We start from the raw sequence: 21,299 nt of genomic DNA, 5'->3' as shown, positions 1-21,299 counted from the left end.
TATCCGGGAGCAAAGAATGTTGGATCTAGCTCGCGATATCATCGGCAGTCAGCCGATCCTGACGGCGTTTCTGGCGATCGGGTTGGGCTATCTGGTCGGCCAGATCAACATTGCGGGGTTTTCGCTTGGGGTCGGGGCGGTTCTGTTCGTCGGCCTTGCAATCGGGGCGTTTGCGCCCAAAGCCCAGATTATAGGCCCGATTGGGCTCACGGGCCTGATCATGTTTCTATACGGCATCGGCATCCTTTATGGCCGCCAGTTCTTCGAGGGCATGGTTGGCGTCGGCCAGAAGTACAATCTGTTGGCGCTCGTTGCCTGCATCGCAGGCCTCTTCGTTGCGCTCGGACTGGGACACATCTTCAGCATCAAGATCGGACATACGCTCGGTCTTTATGCAGGATCGATGACCAGCACCGCGTCGCTTCAAGCGGCACTCGACGTCATGAAGAACAAGGATCCATCGATTGGCTATTCTATCGCGTATCCGTTCGGCGTTATCGGACCGATCCTCTGCATCTATTTCATGACGCGCATTGTGAAGCCGAAATTTCCGGTAAAGGCTCAGCGTTTCCACATGGCTGAGATTTCAATCGGCCAGGCGTTTAGCGGGAAGAAGCTCCAGGATTTGACGAGCACCGCCTTGGCCGACGTTCAGGTTACGATGGTTCGAAAGGGTGGCCGAAACTTCGTTCCAGAACCCGAGATGGCATTGTCCGCGGGAGATGCCGTTTTGGTCGTCGCGGAGCGTGAGGATGCGATTGGCAAGGCCGCCGCGCAACTCGGGAGTCTCGAGCCGGGGAGGTTGGCAAGTGATCGTGCCGATCTGGACTACATCCGAGTTTTTGTCGGAAAGGCGAGTGTGGTTGGTGTACCTCTCGCCAATCTTCCGATGCCAGCCGGTTATCCGACACATCTTTTGCACGTCCGGCGATACGATGCTGACTTGGTGCCGTCGCCGGACTTGATGCTGGAATTTGGCGACCGCGTCGGCGTGCTGCTGCCACCCGATCGGAAGGAAGAGATCCGGCGTCACTTCGGCGATACAGTTAAGGCAGCGGCCGAATTCAGCTATGTCTCGCTTGGGATTGGAATGGTTCTGGGTGTTCTGCTCGGACTTATTCCAATTCCAATTCCCGGCGTCGGCATCGTGACACTCGGCATCGGAGGCGGACCGCTGATCGTCGCGCTAATTCTCGGCAAGCTCCGTCGCACCGGCCCATTGCTCTGGACGATGCCCTTGCCTGCGAACATCGTTCTGCGAAATTTCGGCTTGGCGATGTTTCTCGCAACCGTTGGCGTCAATGCCGGCCAACCCTTCGTCCGCACTGTGGCCGAGTCGGGCTTTACGATGCTGTTTATCGGAGTTGCCATACTACTGACGACGGTGTTCATCGTCCTGCTGGTTGGCCATTACATACTTAAGATACCGTACGACGACTTGGTCGGCGTGGCATCCGGAGCGACGGGAAACCCGGCCATCCTGGTCTATTCGACAAAGATGGCGCCGACCGAACGCCCGGACATCGGCTACGCCATGATCTTCCCGTCGATGACCTTGGTGAAAGTGATCTCTGCGCAGATCGTCGGGCTCCTGGCGACAGGTGGAGCTGGCGGGTAGGGATGCGTGCGCGGCGAGGGAGGTAAGACAGCGATGGCCGAGCCGATACCCGCGCCACAGCCCATTTTCAATCTGCAAGCTTACAGCCCCGCCGAGATTAAGGAGGCTGTCGAGAAGGTCGGCGTGAAGAAAGCCAATCTACCCTTTCTCGCCTCCTTCATGCTGGCGATCGTGGCAGGCGGCGGCGTCGGCTTCGGCGCGCTCTACTATACCATCGTCGCCAGCGATGCGTCCCTCAGCTTCGCCACCGCACGCGTCGTCGGCGGACTGGTTTTCACGCTTGGATTGGTACTCGTTCTTGTAGGAGGCGCCGAGCTGTTCACGGGCAACAACCTGATCGTGATGGCTTGGGCCAGTGGAAAGGTTTCCACGCGGACGATGCTGAGTAACTGGACTATCATCTGGTTCGGTAACTTGTTTGGGGCGCTTGGACTAATCGTCCTTGTCTTCTTTTCGCATCATCTGGACATGAACGATGGCCGCATCGGCTTGTCTGTGTTGAATACAGCAGCCGGGAAAATCCGTCCCGATGTGGTGACGCTGTTTTTCAAGGGAATTCTGTGCAACGTGCTCGTGTGCGCGGCAGTCTGGCTCGCCTATGCAGGCCGATCCGTGACCGACAAGATGATTGCGGTCGTTTTGCCGGTCTCGGCCTTCATAGCGGCCGGCTTCGAGCACTGCGTTGCCAACATGTATTTCCTGCCCCTGGCGTGGCTGTTGATCCAGACAGGCCACGCTCCGGCGAATTTCGACGCATCGCCGATCACCATCACGGGGATTATCCACAATCTCCTACCTGTGACGCTTGGCAATATCGTGGGTGGTGCCGGATGTGTCGGCGCGGTCTACTGGGCGATTTATCGGGCGGCGTTCGGCGCATCGTATCGCGACGAGAAGTAACGGGTTCTGAATCTAACGACACGTGCGAGGACTATCATCATGCCGCTACAGACCGCCAATTGGGAGCCGAACAAGGAAATGGCTGTAGGCAAAGGAGCAACCGTTCAGCAGTTCTTCACAACCTTGGGCAAGGACCGGTTTGAGATCAACGTTGCTCCATGGGGTGAAGGGCAGTTGAAGGTGAACGGTCAGGAGGTCGCACGGACCGCCGAAGCGAAGGATCGCCGCCACGCCTTCGCCACCCTCAAGCAGGCCGCCGAGAGATATGCTCGCGGCGAACCCCTGGAGATGCCGAAGAACGGTAAGGCTCGATTGATTCCGGCTGTCAAGGCGAAGCTGCTGGAAGGCAAGAAGGGGCTGGTCGTGGGCATCGCCAACGAACAATCAATAGCATGGGGTTGTGCCGCCGCCTTTCGCGCGTTCGGCGCCGATCTCGCCGTCACCTATCTGAACGAGAAGGCCAAAAAGCACGTCGATCCGCTGGCGCGGGCCCTTGAGTCCTCCATCGTTATGCCGCTGGACGTCCGCGAGCCGGGGCAGATGGAAGCCGTGTTTGAGCGAATTGCAAAGGAGTGGGGCAAGCTGGATTTTGTCGTACATTCGATCGCATTCGCGCCACAGCAGACGTTGCACGGCCGGGTGGTCGACGTGCCGCTGGATGGATTTTTGACAACCATGCAGGTCTCATGCTGGACGTTTCTTCGGATGGCTCATCTGGCCGAACCGCTGATGAAGAAAGGCGGGACCCTTTTTACGATGACATATTACGGCAGTCGAACGGTTGTGAAGAACTACAACATTATGGGTGTCGCCAAGGCCGCCCTTGAAAGTGCAGTCAGGTACGTCTCCGCGGAGCTGGGACCAAAGGGTATTCGCGTGCACGCCATCTCTCCGGGGCCGCTGGCGACCCGGGCGGCTTCAGGCATTCCCGAATTCGACAAGCTGCTCGAAAAGGCGAAAGCCAAGGCTCCCGCAAGGAGTCTCGTAAGCATCGAAGACGTCGGTGCGGCAACTGCCTTCCTCGCACACGACGTGGCGCGACTCATCACCGGAGATACGATCTACATCGACGGCGGGTATCATGTAATCGACTGAAGCGGTTCAACGCGTCGAAATTGGATTTGAACATCGAAGTGATTGAAGCCGACCAAGAGTTGCAGGAGCGAGGGCGCGACGCATTTGCCGCGACTTCCTGTCACGTAGTGTGAATTGCAACACAGGACACAGGCGCAAACCGACGTGGGCCGGTGATGCGCGTCTTCAGACGCGCATCCCGTAGATGTTTGGTCCCGGCGCTCCACGCCGTCACGCTGGCGTCACCGATTGGCTTTGGCCGGGCTGATGGCACATCAGGGCAACGGCCTCGAGCTTTTTCCTCAGCTCGAGTGTCGGTAGATCAAACTGCGCTGCGCCTCCCGGCAAAGAATCCGTATAACGCCAGCAGGATTATCGCTCCCACTACGGCACCAACGAAGCCGGCGCCCTCGCCAGCCTTGTACCAACCGAGCGCTTGTCCGAGATAAGATGCGAGGATCGAACCCACGATGCCCAAAATGGTCGTCATAACGAATCCTGAAGGTTCGTTGCTTCCGGGCATGATGAATTTTGCGACCACGCCCGCCAAAAACCCAATAATAATGGTCCAGATGATGCTCATTTTGCTTTCCCTATGGCGGTGCACTCAAATATCGCGAGAGGGCACACGGCCGTCCGGCGTATATTTATCGACGGCCGTTGGCAGTTCTCGCGAAAGTCGGGCAAGAAGTTCTTCTTGCGACAGTCCCGTTTGCTGCACCAGCGTAGCCAAGACATCCTGTCCGATGGCTTGCTTGAGCTGAGGAGCCGAGATCTCCTTGTTGGGGCCGGGGCCGACCCAGGAGTCGGCTGCCTCTCCTTGTCCGTTTTTCGTGAATTGCTCGAGCAATTCTCCGAGACCGCCGCTAAGCAGGCTTCCGACTCCTCCTCCACCTAGAAGGCCGCCAAAAACGTTTGAAAGATCGCCCTGTGCCCGCGCCTGTCCGCCGCTGTCGCTTTTGGAAGCGCCGCCCGTCGCGCTGTTGAAAATTTCCATCAGCTTGTCCCGATTCTGATATCCCGCAAGGGCAAGCATTCCGAGAAGCGCAGTCATTGATGGCATTCCACGGCTCATGATTCCCTCCTGCAACGAGTTCTCACTGGGGGTCTTTGCCTCCGGTCTAACGGTAGTGCCCGTTTGCTGGAGGCAATCTTTGACATGAATCAATGTAATTGCATTTGCGGAGGGCCGCCGCGAGCCGGACGACTTTGGTGGGATCGGATTGAACCGAAGTACAAAGGGCGCTTCGGCACTCCGAGAGCGCCGGCCAGATGCAGCTAGAGTGGGATGAAGTCAGGTCGAATCGGTTCAGCGGCTGGCTCCTTGCACCTCGCCCCGCCTGCGGGGAGAGGTCGGAACGCATCGTAAGATGCGTTCCGGGTGAGGGGAAGCCTTCCGCGGATTCTTCTGTCGCCGTTTACGCGGAGACGGCCCCTCACCCCAACCCTCTCCCCGTAAGTGCGGGGAGAGGGAGCGCAATTCTTTCGAGGTTGCTACTCGACTTAATCTCATCACGCTCTGGAAAGGGCGCCCGCGGCCAAAGTCGTAACGTCCGCTTAGGGTCCAACAGCGGTCGATCGTCCCCGATGGTCAAAGGGACCCTCAGCTATCGGTTCGGGAATGGACATGTCGCACCTGCCACGCTCGTGCGCTAGTTCAAGCGTTACCAGACGCGCCAGCAATGTAGCTGGATGAATTTGGCCGATGATCGCCTCGACAATGGCAAGACTGCGCGCATACGGATGCGGAGATACAACGTCGCCATGGCATTCGTGCGGGACAATGAGCGAGCCGTGCAGCTATTGCATCACTTGGCGAGCCTCGAAGCACGACGGGCACGGGCAGGGCCGTGCATCCTTCGAGGCTCGCTACGCAAGCGCCTCAGGAAACAGGACCCGCGCCGACGCACTGTGCGAACGAAGAACCTCACGCCTTCCGCTTCGCGGCTTCCTTCTGCAAATCCGGCGCATTCACGGCAGGGATCGCGATGCGGCCGGGGCCGGTGTGGGCAAGCGCGGCAGCGGCCTTGTCGTTTTCCATGATCTTCGCCATCACGGCTTGTCCTGCGCGTTCGAACACAGCGCGATTGTCGATCACGAACTGGCGCGACGCGCGCAGGCCGTCGATGAAGCCGTTGATCTCCGGGATCACATAGCGTGCGACCATGTCCCAGCTCCGGCGGGTGTTTTCCGGATTGGCCCAGTCATGCACGAAGCCGACGATGGTGCCGACGCCGCCGGAGACGCTGACAAGGTTCTTGATCATCTTCACGAGATCGTCGGGCGTTCCGATGGTGGACGCCGCGCCCTCGACGAAGGCGGTCCTGTCGACCGCTTCATCCGGCGAGGAGAACGCGGTCAGGCCCGGACGCATCAGCGTGCCGAGAATATATTCGTTGTGCCAGCGCATCAAACCGGCGCCGGCTTCACGCCGCGCCTGCTCGCGCGTCTCGGCGATGTGCCAAGACAGCAGCACGCGCCAGTTCGACCGGCTCACCGTGGTGCCGTGCTTCTTGGCGGCATCCTCGGCGAATTGCCACTGCTGCGGCAACGCCATCAGGCCCTGCGTCGACATCGAGCCAAGCGAGATGATCCCGATGCCGTATTTGCCGGCAAGTGTCATGCCCGAGGGTGAGATCTGCGAGGCGACGACGAATGGCATGTCCTCCTGCAGCGGCAGGATCTGCAACGCGGCGTCCTGCATCTTGAACCAGTCGCTGTTCACGGTGACGCGCTCGCCGTTGAACAGGCGGCGGATTACCGCAATCGCCTCGTCCTGGCGGTCGCGCTGGGTCATCGGGTCGATACCGAGCGCGTGCGCATCGGAAGCGAGCGCGCCGGGACCGGAGCCGAAGATCGCGCGACCGCCGGTCATGTGGTCGAGCTGCACCATGCGCTGGGCGACGTTGAAGGGATGGTGATAGGGCAGCGAGATCACGCCAGTGCCGAGCTTGATGCGCTTGGTGCGCTCGCCGGCGGCGGCCAGGAACATCTCCGGCGAAGCGATCATCTCCCAGCCCGAGGAGTGGTGCTCACCGCACCAGAATTCGTCATAACCGAGCGCGTCGAGCTGCTCCACCAGATCGAGGTCGCGGCGGAATTGCAGCATCGGATGCTCGCCGATCGGGTGGTGCGGGGGCAGGAAGGCTCCGAACTTGAGGCGCGCCATGCGTCATTCTCTCCAAATCGTTGTTTTTGTTCGCTTCGAACGAAACTACGGGGTGGTGCCAGCCAAGGCAATCGCGGAGGCCCACCGCGGCTGCATGGTTGTTGCGCAGGAACGGCTAAGGCATGCCGTCGCCCGAAAAATCTCCGTCACCGCCGCGAGGATCGGGCCGCCCGCGTGCTCAACCAAAGCGGGTGTCGCAACGTCGATCGAGACCAAAGTCTCGACGTTCGTTCCGCGCTTCACAAAAAAGCAACAATCCACACCAAATAATGGCAGAACGCATCGAGGGACGTGTCATGGTGCACTGCACTGACATCGCCGACAGCGGTTGGGGCAGTCTGGCTGCCCATAATGATGTCCGATACTGTCGTGCGCCAAAGCGCACCCTGCCAAGATCCATCCTTTCTCGACCCACTGACCGTCACCTGCTCCGGCGCCAAACGTGGCTCACGCCGGCTCCTGGCGGCAGTCCCGTGAGAACATGCAATCTCTGTTCGACCACGACCCAATGAGGTGACAGCACGAGATCCTGCAAGGGTCGTGACGAAAACTTCGGCCCAACAAATAAACCAGAGGGAGGACGCAGATGGCTCTTTACGGACGACATCTCGGCAGTGGCGTTGCGTTGGCGGCGGTTGTTTTGTTGACAGCCTCACCGGTGCACGCCCAGAGCGCGGCAGCGCTCAATGCGGAAGCGGCCCAGAACGACTGGCCCACGCATCACGGCACCTACAAGTCCTACCATTACAGCGGTCTCGACCAGATCAATACCGGCAACGTCAAGAATCTCGAAGTCGCGTGGATGCATTTCCCGGAGCGCGCCACCCGCGGCTTGCAGTCGACGCCGCTCGCGGTTGATGGCGTGCTGTATTATTCGGGCTCCTACAGCCGTGTGTGGGCGCTCGACGGAGCAACCGGCAGGACAATCTGGTCCTACGCGCCGGAGCTTGACGAGGAGCTCGTCTCCAAGCAAACGCACTCACCGTACAACCGCGGCATCGCCATCGGGCAGGGCAACCTCTATGTCGGCACGGTCGACGGGCGCCTGATCGCGCTCAATCTGAAGACCGGCCAGCCGGTGTGGGACACGAAGCTGCTGGATTCCAAGAAGATGACCGTTGGCTTCACCGGAGCGCCGCTGGTGGTGAAGGACATGGTGATCATTGGCGCGCAAGGAGGCGAATGGCCTCATCGCGGACCGATCTTCGGCGTGGACAGCAAAACCGGACAGAAGAAATGGGAGTTCTTCACGGTCGCCGGCACCGAAGAGGCCATGGCGAGCTGGGGCGGCGACTCCTGGCGGACCGGCGGCGGCGGCGGCTGGATGCCCGGGGCCTATGATCCGGAAACCAATACGGTGTGGTGGGGCACCGCCAACCCGGCGCCGCTCTACGACTGGTCGGGGGCGGACTGGAAGAAGAGCGGACCGCGGCCGGGCGACAATCTCTACACGACATCGGTCATCGCGCTTGATCCCGATACCGGCAAGCTCAAATTCTATCATCAGGAGCTGCCGCACGACGCCTGGGACTTCGACTCTGCCGTGGGAGAGTTCGTCATGCTCGACCGTGGCGGCAAGAAGCTCGTGGTGCACGCCAACAAGAGCGGATACATCTTCGTCTATGATCGGTCCAACGCCAAGGTCGAGAACGTCTGGCCGCTGGTGAAGAACATTAACTTCGTCAAGAGCATCGATCCGAAGACCGGCGAACTGATCGGTCGCCGCGACCTCGCGGAAGGCAAGGTGGACCCGCCGTTGTGCCCGGCCATCGCCGGCGGCATCAGCTGGAACTCCGGCGCCTACAACCCCAAGAACGGGCTGTTCTACCGGATCGGGCAGGAATGGTGCATGGAGATGACCGTGGAGAAGACCACGCCGATCCTGGAGCCGATGGCCCAGCTCAACATCGGCGCCACGTTCAAGTTCATCCCGCCTCCGGACGGGCCGGCCCGTGGTCATCTTAGCGCCCGCGATCCGGTCACCGGCGCCAAGAAGTGGGAGGTGAACTACAAGTATCCGCCGCTCGCCAGCGTTCTCGCCACCGCGGGCAACCTGGTATTCGTGCCGGACGCCGAAGGCGTCGTGCACGCCTATAATGCGGACACTGGCGAAGAGCTCTGGTCGCGCAACAACGGCATGGGGCACAATGCCGGCATCATCAGCTACATGGCCGGCGGCAAGCAGTACATCGCCGTGCCGGCGGGCTGGGGCAGCCTGGTGGCCGACGAGTTTGTCGCGCTCTATGGCGAGCCCTTCAAGAGCATGTCGAAGAATACCGGTGCCCTGGTCGTCTTCGCGCTCAGACAGTGACGATGGCTGGGCGGCAGGGATCTCTCCTTGCCGCCCTTGCCGATCTATGCGTTGCCGCCCCTTGCCGTGAATACGGATGCTGGAATGCGAATATTGTTTGTAGTTGTTGCGTCCCTGGCCATCATCTGGCCAGGGCCGTCGACCGTCTCGCTTGCCCAACCGTCCAACTCGGCGGGCTCGCCGATCCCAGCCGAAGCCTCACCGAACGACATCGATGGCCAGAAAATGTTCGCGACCACCTGCGGCTTTTGTCATCAGGATGGCGGCCGCCATGCTGGCAGGGGTCCGAAGCTGTCGAAGTCTGAGCGCAGCGACGAATTTATCATCGAGCGCATCAAGAAGGGCAAAATGGGTGCCATGCCTGCGTATGGCTCGGTATTCAGCGACGGCCAGATCATCGCGATCCTGGCCTATATTCGAGGGCTCGATGACTAGAGCGCATGGTGATCGCCGGATCGCGCCGTGGAAACCGCGAGGTCGCCTCGGTGGATGCGCGGCAAGCCTCGTCCTGCTGATGCTCTGGAACGCGCCGGCGGAGGCCCGCTCGCTCGAAACCATTATCGAGCGCGGCGCGTTGACGCTTTGCGCCAGTCCGAACGCGCTGCCATTTGCAAGCAAGTCCGGACCGGTCCCGGGATTTCAGATCGAGCTCGGCGAGAAAATTGCCGAGCAACTCGGTGTCAAGTTGACGCGGGAGTGGGTGGTCAGTGCGATCCAGTATCGCCGCGCCGATTGCGACCTCGTGCTCGATGTCATCGCCCGCAAGGATACGACGCCCGCGGGCGGTGTGCGGCCTTCGCGTCCTTACCATCGCAGCGGCGTCGTGCTCGCGGTGCGAGGCGATTCACCCGCGACATCGCTGACAAGTCTCGGTTCCGATCAGCGGGTCGGGGTGCCGGTCGGCTCGTTGGTCTCCATGACGCTCGCCAAGGGCGGCACCGCCACGTCGCCGTTCGTTTTCGAGGACGATATTGTTGCGGCATTGGCCAATCGCGAGATCGAGGCGGCGGCAGTCACACCGATGACGGTCGGCTGGTTCAATCTGCAGCATGCCGACAAGCCGCTGCGCCTGATTCCGGCGTTCGACAACGATCAGGATTTGAACTGGAACATCGCGGCCGGGTTGCTTCGCCCGGACGACAAGCTGCGGCAGCGTGTCGATGCCGCCATAGGGGTGCTGCTGACGGATGGCACCATCGCGCGGATCTACGCCCGCTACGGCGTCGAACTGCGACCTCCGCAATGAGATTCTGTTTTCGACGGTCGAACGAACTCCACGTGTCATGTCCGTGAACGAACGCTTACCTCGGAGGTAATCGAAGGGATGATCGGAATCTGGTGATGTGCGGCAACGGATTCTTGGACAGGACCACGCCGCATGCATCAGATCGTCTCGGCTCCGGTGGACGCCTCCCGCCGCTGGCGGGTGCTCGCGATCGTCGTAGCGGCGCAATTCATGTTCGGCGTCGATGCCTTCATCGTCAATGTCGCGATCCCAACCATGGCGGCCGAGTTGCACGCGACGCCGGCGCAGATCGAGGCCGTGATTGCAATCTATCTGATCGCCTATGCTACGCTGGTGGTCACCGGCGGCCGGCTCGGTGACATCTACGGCACGAGGAATGTGTTCATCGCCGGCGTCGCCGGCTTCTCCGCGACCTCGTTGTGGTGTGGCCTGGCGCAGTCCGGCCCCGAATTGATCGTGGCGCGGCTCGCGCAGGGCGCCACCGCGGCGCTGATGGTGCCGCAGGTGCTGGCGACGCTGCATCTGTTGTTCTCCGATGCGACCCGCGCGCGGGCCTTCGGCATCTACGGCATCGTACTGGGGCTCGCGGGGGTCACAGGTTTCACCCTCGGCGGTGTGCTGGTGACGCTCGATCTCGCGGGTCTCGGCTGGCGCGCCGTTTTCTTCGTCAATGTGCCGTTTGGCGCCGTCATCATCGCAGCGGCGCTGAGGATCATGCCCACGGTGCCGCGCCGTGCCGGCACGCGGCTCGATATTCCCGGTGCCGTCGTGCTGTTCGGCGGCCTGCTGTGCCTGATCGGTCCGCTGCTGTTCGGCCATGACGTGCACTGGGCAGCGTGGGTGTGGCTCGTGATGGCGGCCGGGGTTGCGATCATCGCGGCGTTCGTGCGGCTCGAACGCGCCGTCGCGCGGCGCGGCGGCATGCCGCTGATCGATCTGGCGCTATTGTCGGATGCAGCCTTCATGCGCGGGCTGGTCGCGGTATTTTTCTTCTTCTTCGCCAATCTCTCCTTCTACCTGATCATGACCATGTTCATGCAAAAGGGCCTGCAGATCCCGCCGCTGCACGCAGGACTGGTGTTCGTGCCACTGGCGCTGAGCTTCGTGCTTGCCTCGCGTCACAGCGGCGTGCGGGCGAAACATCGCGGTACGCTGGTGTTGATCGAAGGCTGTGGCTTGCAAATTGCCGGACTTGCCGTGCTGGTCGCGACGGTTGAAGCAACCGTTGCGCCGTCGGCACTCCTGCTCGCGCTGGTGCTGATGGTCTTCGGTTACGGCCAGGGGCTCGTCATGGCGCCGTTGTCAAGCGCGGTGCTGTCCAATGTGAGGTCTTCAAGCGCCGGCGCGGGCTCGGGCATGTACGGAACGACCACGCAGATCGGAAATGCAGCTGGCGTTGCCGCGATCGGGGCTGTGTTCTTCGCGATCGAAACTACGATTTCGACAAGCGTGGCGCTGTTTGCGGCATGCGCATTGTTTGCGCTGTCGATCATGATTTCGGCCGCATTTCTGTCATCGATGCGTCGCGCGAGCGCCTGATCACGCGATCACGCCAAATCTCACATTTCCGGGGGAATGACAGCACACGGTCTTTTCATTTTGCAGTGCAGCAACTATGTGGCTGAGGTGACGTTCAGGAACAATCACCTCAGGAGCTGCTGTTGTCTTTGGTGAACAACGTTGAATTTCTGCGCCATCTTCCGAGACTGAATGCGTTCAACAGTCTCGGCGCGCCCGCCGCGCCAACGCCGCTCGTGGAGACGACCGGATTCGGCTCGAATCCCGGGGCGCTGAAGATGTTCTCGTTCGTGCCCGCGCAGCTTGCTCGGACGCCCGCGCTCGTCGTCGTGCTGCATGGTTGCGGCCAGACGGCGGCGTCTTATGATCTCGGTGCCGGCTGGTCGAGGCTCGCCAAGCGCTATGGGTTCGCGCTGTTGATGCCGGAGCAACAGGCCTCCAACAACGCTAATACCTGCTTCAACTGGTTCAATCCGGACGACGTAGCGCGCGGTCACGGCGAAGCCTGCTCGATCAGGCAGATGATCGCCCAAATTGTCAGCGCGCACGGCATTGATCCGCGCCGGATCTATGTGACAGGTCTTTCCGCGGGTGGCGCGATGGCGGCAGCCATGCTCGCGACCTATCCGGATGTGTTTTCGGCCGGGGCTGTTATCGCCGGCCTGCCGTTCGGCGTCGCGACCAATCTGCGCGAGGCGCTGCATGCCATGATGCATGGCAGCGCGCTGCCCGAGGCCAGCCTGGGCGAATTCGTTCGCAAGGCATCCAAGCACAAGGGCACCTGGCCGAGAATTTCCGTGTGGCACGGCAGTGCCGACCGCACCGTCCATCCCGGCAATGCGGATGCCATCATCAGGCAGTGGCTTGATGTCCACGGCCTGCCGCTTACGGCGATGTCGAAGGCTGATGTCGACGGCCATCCCCGGGAGGTCTGGTGGAATGCCGATGGCGAGACGCTGGTCGAGTCCTACACCATCAACGACATGGCCCATGGCGCGCCGCTCGGCCTCGCTGACAATGACGAGCGGTACGGCGTGGAAGGCGCGTTCCTCATCGAGGCCGGGATTTCCTCGTCCTATCATATCGCGACGTTCTTTGGCCTGACCGGCCGTGTCCATCAATCCAATGAGGTACAGGCTGCAAATGAGATCGTCGCCGACGAAACGGCGAGATCGGCCGTAAAGCGGATCGCAAAAGACACCAATAACAAAGAAGCCAAAAGCGCCGTTTCGCCAGCGCGGAGCGGCAGGCCGTCGCGCGCGGCGCGCCGCCGTGGCATCGACGTCGGCAGCGTCATCACACGCGCGCTCACGGCAGCGGGATTGATGAAGTAACGCGGGCCTACAACTCGCCGGTCAGGAACGGATTCGTCATCCGCTCCTGGCCGATGCTCGAGCCCGCGCCGTGGCCGCAGATGAAGCCGACATCGTCGCCGAGCGGCAGCAGCTTGTCCTTGATCGACTGGATCAGCGTCGGGTGGCTGCCTCCGGGCAGATCGGTTCGCCCGACCGAGCCGGCGAACAGGACGTCGCCGACATGGGCGAAGCGCATCTCCTTGTTGAAGAACACCACGCTGCCAGGCGAATGGCCGGGGCAATGCAGGATGTCGAAGGTGAGATCGCCGATCGAAACCTGGTCGCCCTCGTCGAGCCAGCGGTCGGGCCCGAAGTTGCGCACCCCGGTCATGCCGAAGCGTTCGCCGCTCGATACGACGTTGTCGAGCAGAAACTTGTCGGCGATATGCGGCCCCTCGATCTTCACCTGTAGCGCGTCGCGCAGTTCGGCGGCACCACCGACATGGTCGATATGGCCGTGGGTCAGCCAGATCTTCTCGACCGTAACGCCGGTCTGTTTGATCGCGGCCTGGATCTTCTGCACGTCCCCGCCGGGGTCGATCACCACCGCCTTCTTGGTCGGCTCGTGCCAGATAATGGTGCAGTTCTGTTCGAACAACGTCACCGGCACGATGATCGCGCCGGCTTTCGGTTTGGTCTCGGTCTTGTCATCCATGGATTCACCATAGGCATCGCGGGGAAGCCGTCAACACGGACAGTATACGCGCCTCACCCGGCGTGTGATCCAAAACAGACCGTGATAGGCTCGGCCGACTGAGTATGCCCGAACAGATCGATCTGCCCGTGCTATCGACGATGATCTAGGTCCCCGCAGTCCGAATTTCCATGACCCAGGCCTCCAAATCGCCGCTCGGCGGACCGCGGACCACCGCCCGCGCATTTTTCGTCGCCGACCGCATCAATACATCCGGCCTGGAACGTGGCGATGTGCTGGCGACCACCCCGCTCGCGTTCCGCGTCAACGAAAACGGCGTCGCCATCCTGTTCCGTTACGGCGTGGTGGTCCTGATTGGGCTCAATGCGCTGGAGGAAGACGAATTTCTGCGCGGGCTGCAATCGCGCATGACCGGCCCGTTCACGCGGCGTGAGGAGGAGATCGCGATTATCGAGCTCGCGTCGGAGAAGGAAGACCAGATCCCGCCGGGCGGCCCGATCTATCTGCAAAGCCTGTCGCCCGAGCGGCTGATCCTGGTCGGCGAGGCACTCGCCAAGAGCGTGGTGCTGGCCCGGCACGAGCGCGAGGTTGCGGCTGTGTTCGATCTCACCGAGCCGTTCGCGCGCGAATTAGCCAAGGGCGGGCGTCCGCGCGGCGGCCGCGCCGCGATCCTCAAGCATATTGGCAACGCGCTGTTGGTGCGCCACCGCGTGGCTGGCCCGGTCGAGATCGGGGAAAAGCCGGACATCCTCTGGGACAAGCCGCAGCTCGAGCGACTCTACTCCCGGCTTGAGGATGAGTATGAATTGAAGGAGCGGGCGGAATCGCTGAACCGAAAACTCGCCGTCATTGCTGAAACCGCGCAGGTCCTCACCGATATCATCGACACCAGCCGCTCCCTGCGACTGGAGTTGATCATCGTCTTCCTGATCCTGTTCGAGGTCCTGATCACGATCTATCAGATTGCAGTGGGCCGGCACTGACGCGGCCGTCATTTTCCTTCCCAAGTATCGTGCTTGGGCCGTGAACCAGGCGGCATCGCGGGCGTTAGCTCGCTTGGGCCGGATCATGAGGGGCTTTGGGATGGATGAGCGCGACGGCGACTGGTGGCGGCACGGGATATTCTATCAGGTCTATCCGCGATCGTTTCAGGACAGCAATGGCGACGGTGTCGGCGACATCAGGGGGATTATCGAGCGGCTGCCCTACCTGACGCGGCTCGGCGTCGATGCGATCTGGCTGTCACCGGTATTTCCCTCGCCGATGGCCGATTTCGGCTACGACATATCTGATTATACCGGCGTCGATCCCCTGTTCGGAACGATGGAGGATTTCGACGAGCTGATCGTGGCCGCTCATGACGCGGGCCTCAAGCTGATCCTTGACCTGGTGCCGAACCATACCTCCGACCAGCATCCATGGTTCATCGAAGCCAGGAGCTCGCGCGAGAACTCAAAACGCGACTGGTACATCTGGCGCGACCCGGCGTCCGACGGCGGCCCGCCCAACAACTGGCTGTCGGAATTCGGCGGACCTGCGTGGACCTATGACGACGCTTCGAGCCAATATTATTACCACGCCTTCCTCGCCGAGCAGCCCGACCTCAACTGGCGCAACCCCGAAGTCAGGCAAGCGATCTACGATGTGATGCGCTTCTGGCTCGGCAAGGGCATCGACGGCTTTCGCGTCGATGTAATCTGGCATCTGATCAAGGACGCTGAATTCCGCGACAATCCGCCGAACCTTCATTATCTCGAGGGGCGGCCGCCGCATGAAAGAATCCTCACGCAATATTCGACCGACCAACCGGAGGTGCATACGGTCATCACCGAGATGCGCCGCGTCACCGAGGAGTTCGATAACCGCGTGCTGATCGGCGAGGTCTATCTGCCGCTGCATCGGCTGGTCGCCTATTACGGCAACGATCTACGCGGTGCGCAAATGCCGTTCAATTTCGCGCTGCTGTCGACGCTGTGGAGCGCACGCTCGGTCGAGACCATCATCGCGGATTACGAGAAGGCCCTGCCGATCGGCGCATGGCCGAACTGGGTGCTCGGCAACCACGACCGGCCACGAGTCGCGAGCCGGGTCGGGGCGGAGCAGGCGCGGATCGCAGCGATGCTGCTCCTGACGCTGCGCGGTACGCCGACACTTTATTATGGCGATGAGATCGGCATGCGCCAGGTTCCGATCGCGCCGAACCAGGTACGGGACCCCTTCGAAAAGAACGTGCCGGGCATCGGTGCCGGCCGCGACGGCTGCCGCACGCCGATGCAGTGGAGCGCGGAGGCCTATGGCGGCTTTTCGGCCTCAACACCATGGCTGCCGCTGGCGCATGATTTCGCCCACGACAATGTCGTCAACCTGGAGGCGGACAGGGGCTCGATCCTGAACCTCTACAAGGAGTTGATCGCATTGCGGCGTGGTCTGCCGGAACTCGTCAGCGGCAGTTATGAGCCGGCGGTGGCGCAGGGCGACATCCTGCTCTATCGCCGCCGCGGCGAGGACGGCGTGGTGGTGATCGCGTTGAATTTTGGCGGGCAACCTGCGGAGATCACTTCGAGCGCGATCGGTTTCAGCAACGAGATCCTGCTCTCGACCTTGATGGACCGCCAGGGCGAGAAAGTCGAAGGCGTGCTTGATCTGCGGCCCAACGAGGGCGTGATCCTCGGCTCGCCGCGGGTATGAACCGGAAAGCCGTGTATCGACCTTCCGAAAGGACCATGCTCAAAGAGAAGGCTTGAGCGCGATGATGATTCATCCTCATCTCATCGCTCTCTGGCGCGATGCCCGCGGGCTTTCGGTATCGATGTCGCTGCGCTTCAGCAGGTAATCGAGCCCGCCGACCCGATACCAGCGGTAACCGTAACCCTCGATCAGGAGCTTGTGACGGCCGCGCTCGTCGGCGCGGTTGTGATCTTCCGTCAACAGATTGACCAGCAGGTCCCCCGCGTCATCCGGAAGCCCGACGGCAAATGAGACCTCGCGGGGCTGTTCTGCGAGGTTGTGTATGAACAGCACCGAGTTGTTGCGCCAGTCGTAGCGGATCACCAGCACCGCAGGATCGCGCGTCGCGATCACCTTGAAATCGCCCCAGCCGACTTCAGGGACCTCCTTGCGCATCCGAATGATGCGCTCGGTCCAGTTCAGCATTGAGTTGGGATCGCGCCGCTGCTTGGCGGCGTTGACGTGCTCGTAACCGTAGGCACCCTGGTCGATCACCGGCGAGCACGGCCGGTCGCTCTCGGTGAAGCCCGCGTGCGGCTCGGTGGACCATTGCATCGGCGTGCGTGCGCAATTGCGCTCGGGCAGGTCGAGATTGTCGCCCATGCCGAGTTCGTCGCCGTAACGGATCACGGGCGTTCCGGGCAGGGTGCACATCAGGCTGTACGCAAGCTCCAGCCGCCGGCGGTTGCCGCCAAGCATTGGCGCGAACCGCCGGCGGATGCCGCGGTCATAGAGCTGCATGCTCTTGTCCGGACCGAAGGCCTTGAAGACGGTGTCGCGCTGCGCCTTGGTGAGGCGGCCGAGGTCGAGCTCGTCATGGTTGCGCAGGAACAGGCCCCATTGCGCCGTCACCGGCCGCGGCCTGGTCGCGGCGAGTGCCTTCGCGAGTGGTCGCGAGTCGGCTGATGCCAGCGCATAGAACAGATGCTGATTGACGTGGAAGTTGAACATCATGTGCATCCGGTCGCCGTCGCGGCCGAAATACTCCATGTCGGTTTCGGGCAGCACATTGGCTTCGGCGAGAATGATCGCGTTACCCTGACGCCATTGCAGGAATTCGCGGAACGAGCGCAGCATGTCATACTGCTCGACTGGCTTGCGCACGGTGGCGCCCTTGGTCGCGATCACGAAGGGGACCGCATCCATGCGGAAGCCGGAGACGCCGAGCTGAATCCAGAACCCCATGATCTTGAGGATCTCAGCCTGCACATGCGGGTTTGACGTGTTGAGATCGGGCTGGAAATCGTAGAAACGATGAAAGTACCAGGCGCCAGCTTTTTTGTCGCGCGTCCAGGTCGACTTCTGCACGCCGGGAAACACCATCCCCGTGTTGGCATTCGCAGGTCGCCTGTCGGACCAGACATACCAGTCGCGATAGGGCGAGTCCTTCGAGGTTCGTGCCGACTGAAACCAGGCGTGTTGGTCGGAAGTGTGATTGATGACGAGGTCGATGATGACGCGGATGCCGCGCTGCCGGCATCCATGCGTAAATTCGACGAAGTCGCCCAGAGTGCCGTAGCGCGGGTCGACGCTGTAATAGTCCGAGATGTCGTAACCGTCGTCCTTGCACGGTGAGGGTTGAAACGGCATCAGCCAGATCGTGGTGATGCCGAGGCCGTGCAGGTAATCCAGACGCCGCAACAGCCCGCGGAAGTCGCCGACACCGTCGCCGTTGGCATCCATGTAGGTGCCGACGGAGAGGCAGTAGATCACGCCATTCTTGTACCAGAGGTCGTCTATCACAGCGCAGCCTCATCGGTCCGCCCGTTGCAGCGGCCGATGGATAAGCTGTGAAGGGGCTGCGGGTTCCCTCTCGCGGACGCCAGGAAAATCGCGTGGACGGCCTCTCGTGATGGGCGCCCGGTCTGAAATCGGCCAGAGCATCGTCGGTCCTAGTTGAATCAGAACCGAAGCTCCAGATGCTTGTCTGACGCGTTTTCTTCACGCGAACCGGCATCCACTTCGCTCGAAAACGCTATATAGTCTCGGCGCCATGGAATCGCCCGCCCGCCAGATCGCGCTCGTGCCTGCACCTGACAGACGCCAGTCGGAAACCGCGCTCGCGATTGCGCGCGGTACTGCGAGGCTTCTGAGGTCGCTGGGGTTTTCCTGCATCAGCGAATTGCCGCTGCCGTCCGGCCGGCGCGCCGATCTGGTGGCCCTGAACGAGCGCGGCGAGATCTGGATCGTCGAGGTCAAGTCGTCAGTCGAGGATTTGCGCGCCGATCAGAAATGGCAGGACTACCGGATGCATTGTGACCGGCTGTTCTTTGCCTTCACGCAGGATCTGCCGTGTGAATTATTTCCGGCGGATACCGGGCTGATCATCGCGGACGCTTATGGCGCGCATCTCCAGTGCGAAGCGCCGGAGCATCGTTTGCCGGCCCCGACGCGCAAGGCGATGACGGTGCGCTTCGCGATGGCCGCAGCGCAGCGGATCAATCGGCTGGTCGATCCCCAGGGAGGGCATGGGGAATTCTAGAAGCGAGCGCGATTGTCGTCCGCCATCCTGAGACGCGCGAAGGCGCGCTCCCCAGGATGACGGAGATGGGTCGGAGCAATCCGCGACTATTACCGCGGCGCGCGCTTGGCGAGAATACGCTGCAGGGTGCGGCGGTGCATGTTGAGCCGGCGCGCGGTTTCCGAGACGTTGCGGTTGCACATCTCGTAGATGCGCTGGATGTGCTCCCAGCGCACGCGGTCCGCCGACATTGGATTAGTGGGCAACTCGGATTTCTCGGTGCCGCTCGCAAGCAACGCGGCGACGACGTCATCCGCATCGGCCGGCTTGGAGAGATAGTCAATGGCGCCCATCTTCACCGCGGTTACGGCGGTGGCGATGTTGCCGTAGCCAGTGAGCACTATTGCGCGCGCATCGGGGCGCTTGCGCTTCAACGCCGACACGACATCGAGCCCGTTGCCGTCACCGAGCCGCAGATCGACGACTGCGAATGCGGGCGCAGCGCGGCCGATTTCGGCCAGACCGTCGGACACAGTATCGCATGACTTTACCGCAAAGCCGCGTGTCTCCATGGCGCGGGACAAACGCTCCAGAAAAGGCTTGTCATCCTCGACGATGAGAAGCGAGCGATCGGTGAGTTCATCAAGTTCGGCAATGGCGTTCACGATCCAGTTTCCCTGTGTTCAATGCCAGATATATGGCGCGGCACTGCGGCGCTGCCAAGGCACACAACGTCGCGATCGCTGCATGCGTAATGCCAGCCGGCTTGTTACGAACCATTCCAGGACACCAGTTCGGGCTGTGTTTCGACAGCCTCGAAACGTTCGCGAGGCCATACAATCTGAACGACCGCGCCGTGATCCGGGAAGACACGGTTGGAGAACGAGACCTTGGCTCCCGTGCGCTCCAGCAGCGTACGCGCGATGAAAACGCCGAGACCGAGGCCGCCATGCGCGTTTTGGGCCTCATCCGCACCGCGACGGCGCGATAGATAGGGTTCCCCGATCCGTTTCAGCATATCCGGTGCGATTCCCGGGCCGTCGTCGGAGATGACGATCTCGACAGTCTCGGCATTCCACCACGCGTTAACCTCAACGGTCTGATGGGCGAAATCGACGGCATTCTCCAGAATGTTGCCGACGCCGTAAAGGATCCCGGGGTTGCGGGCGCCTACCGGTTCTTGTGTAGGTGCGACAGCAAGCCGCACCTTGATATTGACCCCGAAATCGCGATGCGGCGCGACGGCCTCCTCGATCAGTGTCGACAGCTTCATCTGGTCGAATGGCGCGCCTCGCGAGGAGAGCTGGGTGATCTTGCCCAAGATGTCGCGGCAACGCTGCGCCTGCTCATGCAGGGTTTTCAGGTCGCCTGTCAGCTGAGGATCCTTGACCGTTTTCTCAAGCTCGCGCGCGATCAGAAAGATGGTCGCGAGCGGGGTGCCTAGCTCATGGGCGGCTGCGGCGGCCAGGCCATCGAGCTGGGTCAGGTGCTGCTCCCGCGTCAACACCAGCTCGGTCGCTGCAAGCGCGTCGGAAAGCTGGCGTGCCTCCTCCGTCACCTGAAACGCGTAAAGGCTTGTGACGCCGATTGCGAGCAGGATCGAAAGCCAGACGCCGAGCAGATAGATCGGCGGCAGCACGAGCGGGTCGTCGCCATCCCATGGCAGCGGCAGATGGAAGAAGAACAGCGCCGAGGCGCAGGCAACCGCAAGGCAGCCGAGGGCGAAGGTCAGCCGGATCGGCAGCACCGTGGCCGAGATCAGCACAGGGGCGAGAAACAGGAACGAGAACGGGTTCTGCAGGCCGCCAGTGAAATAGAGCAGCCCGGCAAGCTCGACGATGTTGAGCGCGAGCAGTGCGGCGGCATAGGCCGGCTCCAGCCGCTGCATCGGGTTGAAGATAATCTGAAGCACCAGATTAAGCAGCGCCGAGAACGTGACGATGCTGACGCAGGGGATGATCGGAAGGTCAAATTCCAGCCCCTGGGCGACGATGAAAATCGCGACGAGCTGACCCAACGCCGCCAGCCAGCGCAGCCGCAAAATCGTATCGAGACGGACATAGCGGCGCGGTTGGCGGAAATCGGAGGCTGCAACGTCGGTCATATCCGGACTCTATAGCGTTTTCGAGCGGAGTGGCCACCGGTTCGCGTGAAGAAAACGCGTCAAAACAAGGATCTGAAGCATCGGTTCTGATTCAATCAGAACCGATGATGCTTCAGCTGTGCCGCGGCCGGCGCACAAATTCGCGATTGTCTCCATGGCGC

Annotated in this window: 18 protein-coding genes; 11 read left to right on the top strand and 7 right to left on the bottom strand. The window is 61.6% G+C overall.

Annotation, left to right across the window (positions count from 1 at the left end; all coding sequences use genetic code 11):
- Nucleotides 1-16: 16 nt before the first annotated feature.
- The 3 genes from JQ553_RS03225 (at nucleotide 17) to fabI (ending at nucleotide 3,613) form a co-directional block, all read left to right on the top strand.
- Nucleotides 17-1,618 carry an aspartate:alanine exchanger family transporter gene (locus JQ553_RS03225; protein WP_212498424.1) on the top strand — a complete coding sequence of 534 codons (1,602 nt, stop codon included), beginning with the start codon at nucleotides 17-19 and terminating at the stop codon, nucleotides 1,616-1,618.
- 33 nt (nucleotides 1,619-1,651) lie between these two features.
- Nucleotides 1,652-2,518 (top strand): formate/nitrite transporter family protein, encoded by an 867-nt coding sequence (locus JQ553_RS03220; protein WP_212498423.1) that lies wholly within the window; start codon nucleotides 1,652-1,654, stop codon nucleotides 2,516-2,518.
- A 288-nt stretch (nucleotides 2,519-2,806) separates the two neighbouring features.
- Entirely contained in the window at nucleotides 2,807-3,613 is an 807-nt protein-coding gene (fabI, locus tag JQ553_RS03215) for an enoyl-ACP reductase FabI (protein ID WP_212498788.1), read from the top strand.
- A gap of 301 nt (nucleotides 3,614-3,914) precedes the next feature.
- Here the strand turns inward: fabI and JQ553_RS03210 are convergent, their stop codons facing one another.
- The 3 genes from JQ553_RS03210 to JQ553_RS03200 all read right to left on the bottom strand — a co-directional run bounded on the left by JQ553_RS03210 (nucleotide 3,915) and on the right by JQ553_RS03200 (nucleotide 6,761).
- Nucleotides 3,915-4,175, bottom strand: coding sequence for a GlsB/YeaQ/YmgE family stress response membrane protein (locus tag JQ553_RS03210; protein ID WP_212498422.1), 261 nt, complete (start codon nucleotides 4,173-4,175; stop codon nucleotides 3,915-3,917).
- A 24-nt stretch (nucleotides 4,176-4,199) separates the two neighbouring features.
- Nucleotides 4,200-4,667, bottom strand: coding sequence for a YidB family protein (locus JQ553_RS03205; protein ID WP_212498421.1), 468 nt, complete (start codon nucleotides 4,665-4,667; stop codon nucleotides 4,200-4,202).
- A gap of 852 nt (nucleotides 4,668-5,519) precedes the next feature.
- Entirely contained in the window at nucleotides 5,520-6,761 is a 1,242-nt protein-coding gene (locus tag JQ553_RS03200) for an LLM class flavin-dependent oxidoreductase (protein WP_212498420.1), read from the bottom strand.
- Nucleotides 6,762-7,347: 586 nt separating this feature from the next.
- Between JQ553_RS03200 and JQ553_RS03195 the strand changes: the two genes are divergently transcribed.
- From JQ553_RS03195 to JQ553_RS03175, 5 genes are all read left to right on the top strand, one after another.
- The gene (locus tag JQ553_RS03195) at nucleotides 7,348-9,072 is read left to right on the top strand and encodes a PQQ-binding-like beta-propeller repeat protein (protein ID WP_212498419.1); all 1,725 of its coding nucleotides are present in this window, start codon (nucleotides 7,348-7,350) and stop codon (nucleotides 9,070-9,072) included.
- Nucleotides 9,073-9,099: 27 nt separating this feature from the next.
- Nucleotides 9,100-9,507 carry a cytochrome c gene (locus JQ553_RS03190; RefSeq protein ID WP_249143896.1) on the top strand — a complete coding sequence of 136 codons (408 nt, stop codon included), beginning with the start codon at nucleotides 9,100-9,102 and terminating at the stop codon, nucleotides 9,505-9,507.
- Entirely contained in the window at nucleotides 9,500-10,318 is an 819-nt protein-coding gene (locus JQ553_RS03185) for an ABC transporter substrate-binding protein (RefSeq protein WP_249143895.1), read from the top strand. The genes JQ553_RS03190 and JQ553_RS03185 overlap by 8 nt, the downstream gene beginning before the upstream one ends.
- Before the next feature lie 132 nt (nucleotides 10,319-10,450).
- On the top strand, nucleotides 10,451-11,857 hold the full coding sequence (locus JQ553_RS03180) for an MFS transporter (protein ID WP_212498418.1): 1,407 nt from the start codon (nucleotides 10,451-10,453) through the stop codon (nucleotides 11,855-11,857).
- Between the two features lie 122 nt (nucleotides 11,858-11,979).
- Nucleotides 11,980-13,170: a PHB depolymerase family esterase gene (locus JQ553_RS03175; RefSeq protein ID WP_212498417.1), complete on the top strand. Its 1,191-nt coding sequence runs from the start codon at nucleotides 11,980-11,982 to the stop codon at nucleotides 13,168-13,170.
- A 7-nt stretch (nucleotides 13,171-13,177) separates the two neighbouring features.
- On the opposite strand, the gene JQ553_RS03170 is transcribed toward JQ553_RS03175, so the two are convergent.
- Nucleotides 13,178-13,846: an MBL fold metallo-hydrolase gene (locus JQ553_RS03170; protein WP_212498416.1), complete on the bottom strand. Its 669-nt coding sequence runs from the start codon at nucleotides 13,844-13,846 to the stop codon at nucleotides 13,178-13,180.
- A 170-nt stretch (nucleotides 13,847-14,016) separates the two neighbouring features.
- On the opposite strand from JQ553_RS03170, the gene JQ553_RS03165 reads away from it, so the two are divergent.
- Nucleotides 14,017-14,829 carry an RMD1 family protein gene (locus JQ553_RS03165; protein WP_212498415.1) on the top strand — a complete coding sequence of 271 codons (813 nt, stop codon included), beginning with the start codon at nucleotides 14,017-14,019 and terminating at the stop codon, nucleotides 14,827-14,829.
- Between the two features lie 100 nt (nucleotides 14,830-14,929).
- Entirely contained in the window at nucleotides 14,930-16,534 is a 1,605-nt protein-coding gene (locus JQ553_RS03160; RefSeq protein ID WP_212498414.1) for an alpha-amylase family glycosyl hydrolase, read from the top strand.
- Nucleotides 16,535-16,609: 75 nt separating this feature from the next.
- Here the strand turns inward: JQ553_RS03160 and JQ553_RS03155 are convergent, their stop codons facing one another.
- Nucleotides 16,610-18,316, bottom strand: a complete 1,707-nt coding sequence (locus JQ553_RS03155; protein ID WP_212498413.1) for an alpha-amylase family protein — start codon at nucleotides 18,314-18,316, stop codon at nucleotides 16,610-16,612.
- A 250-nt stretch (nucleotides 18,317-18,566) separates the two neighbouring features.
- Between JQ553_RS03155 and JQ553_RS03150 the strand changes: the two genes are divergently transcribed.
- Nucleotides 18,567-19,055, top strand: a complete 489-nt coding sequence (locus JQ553_RS03150) for an MmcB family DNA repair protein (protein WP_212498412.1) — start codon at nucleotides 18,567-18,569, stop codon at nucleotides 19,053-19,055.
- Nucleotides 19,056-19,144: 89 nt separating this feature from the next.
- Here the strand turns inward: JQ553_RS03150 and JQ553_RS03145 are convergent, their stop codons facing one another.
- A complete protein-coding gene (locus JQ553_RS03145; RefSeq protein WP_312015081.1) occupies nucleotides 19,145-19,699 on the bottom strand; it encodes an ActR/PrrA/RegA family redox response regulator transcription factor in 555 nt (184 codons plus the stop codon).
- Nucleotides 19,700-19,803: 104 nt separating this feature from the next.
- A complete protein-coding gene (locus JQ553_RS03140) occupies nucleotides 19,804-21,138 on the bottom strand; it encodes an ActS/PrrB/RegB family redox-sensitive histidine kinase (RefSeq protein WP_212498411.1) in 1,335 nt (444 codons plus the stop codon).
- Nucleotides 21,139-21,299: the final 161 nt, after the last annotated feature.

This window comes from Bradyrhizobium lablabi, from assembly GCF_018131005.1.
In the GTDB taxonomy this organism is placed as follows: Bacteria; Pseudomonadota; Alphaproteobacteria; order Rhizobiales; family Xanthobacteraceae; genus Bradyrhizobium; species Bradyrhizobium lablabi_D.
This window is presented reverse-complemented; position numbering and strand designations above follow the sequence as displayed.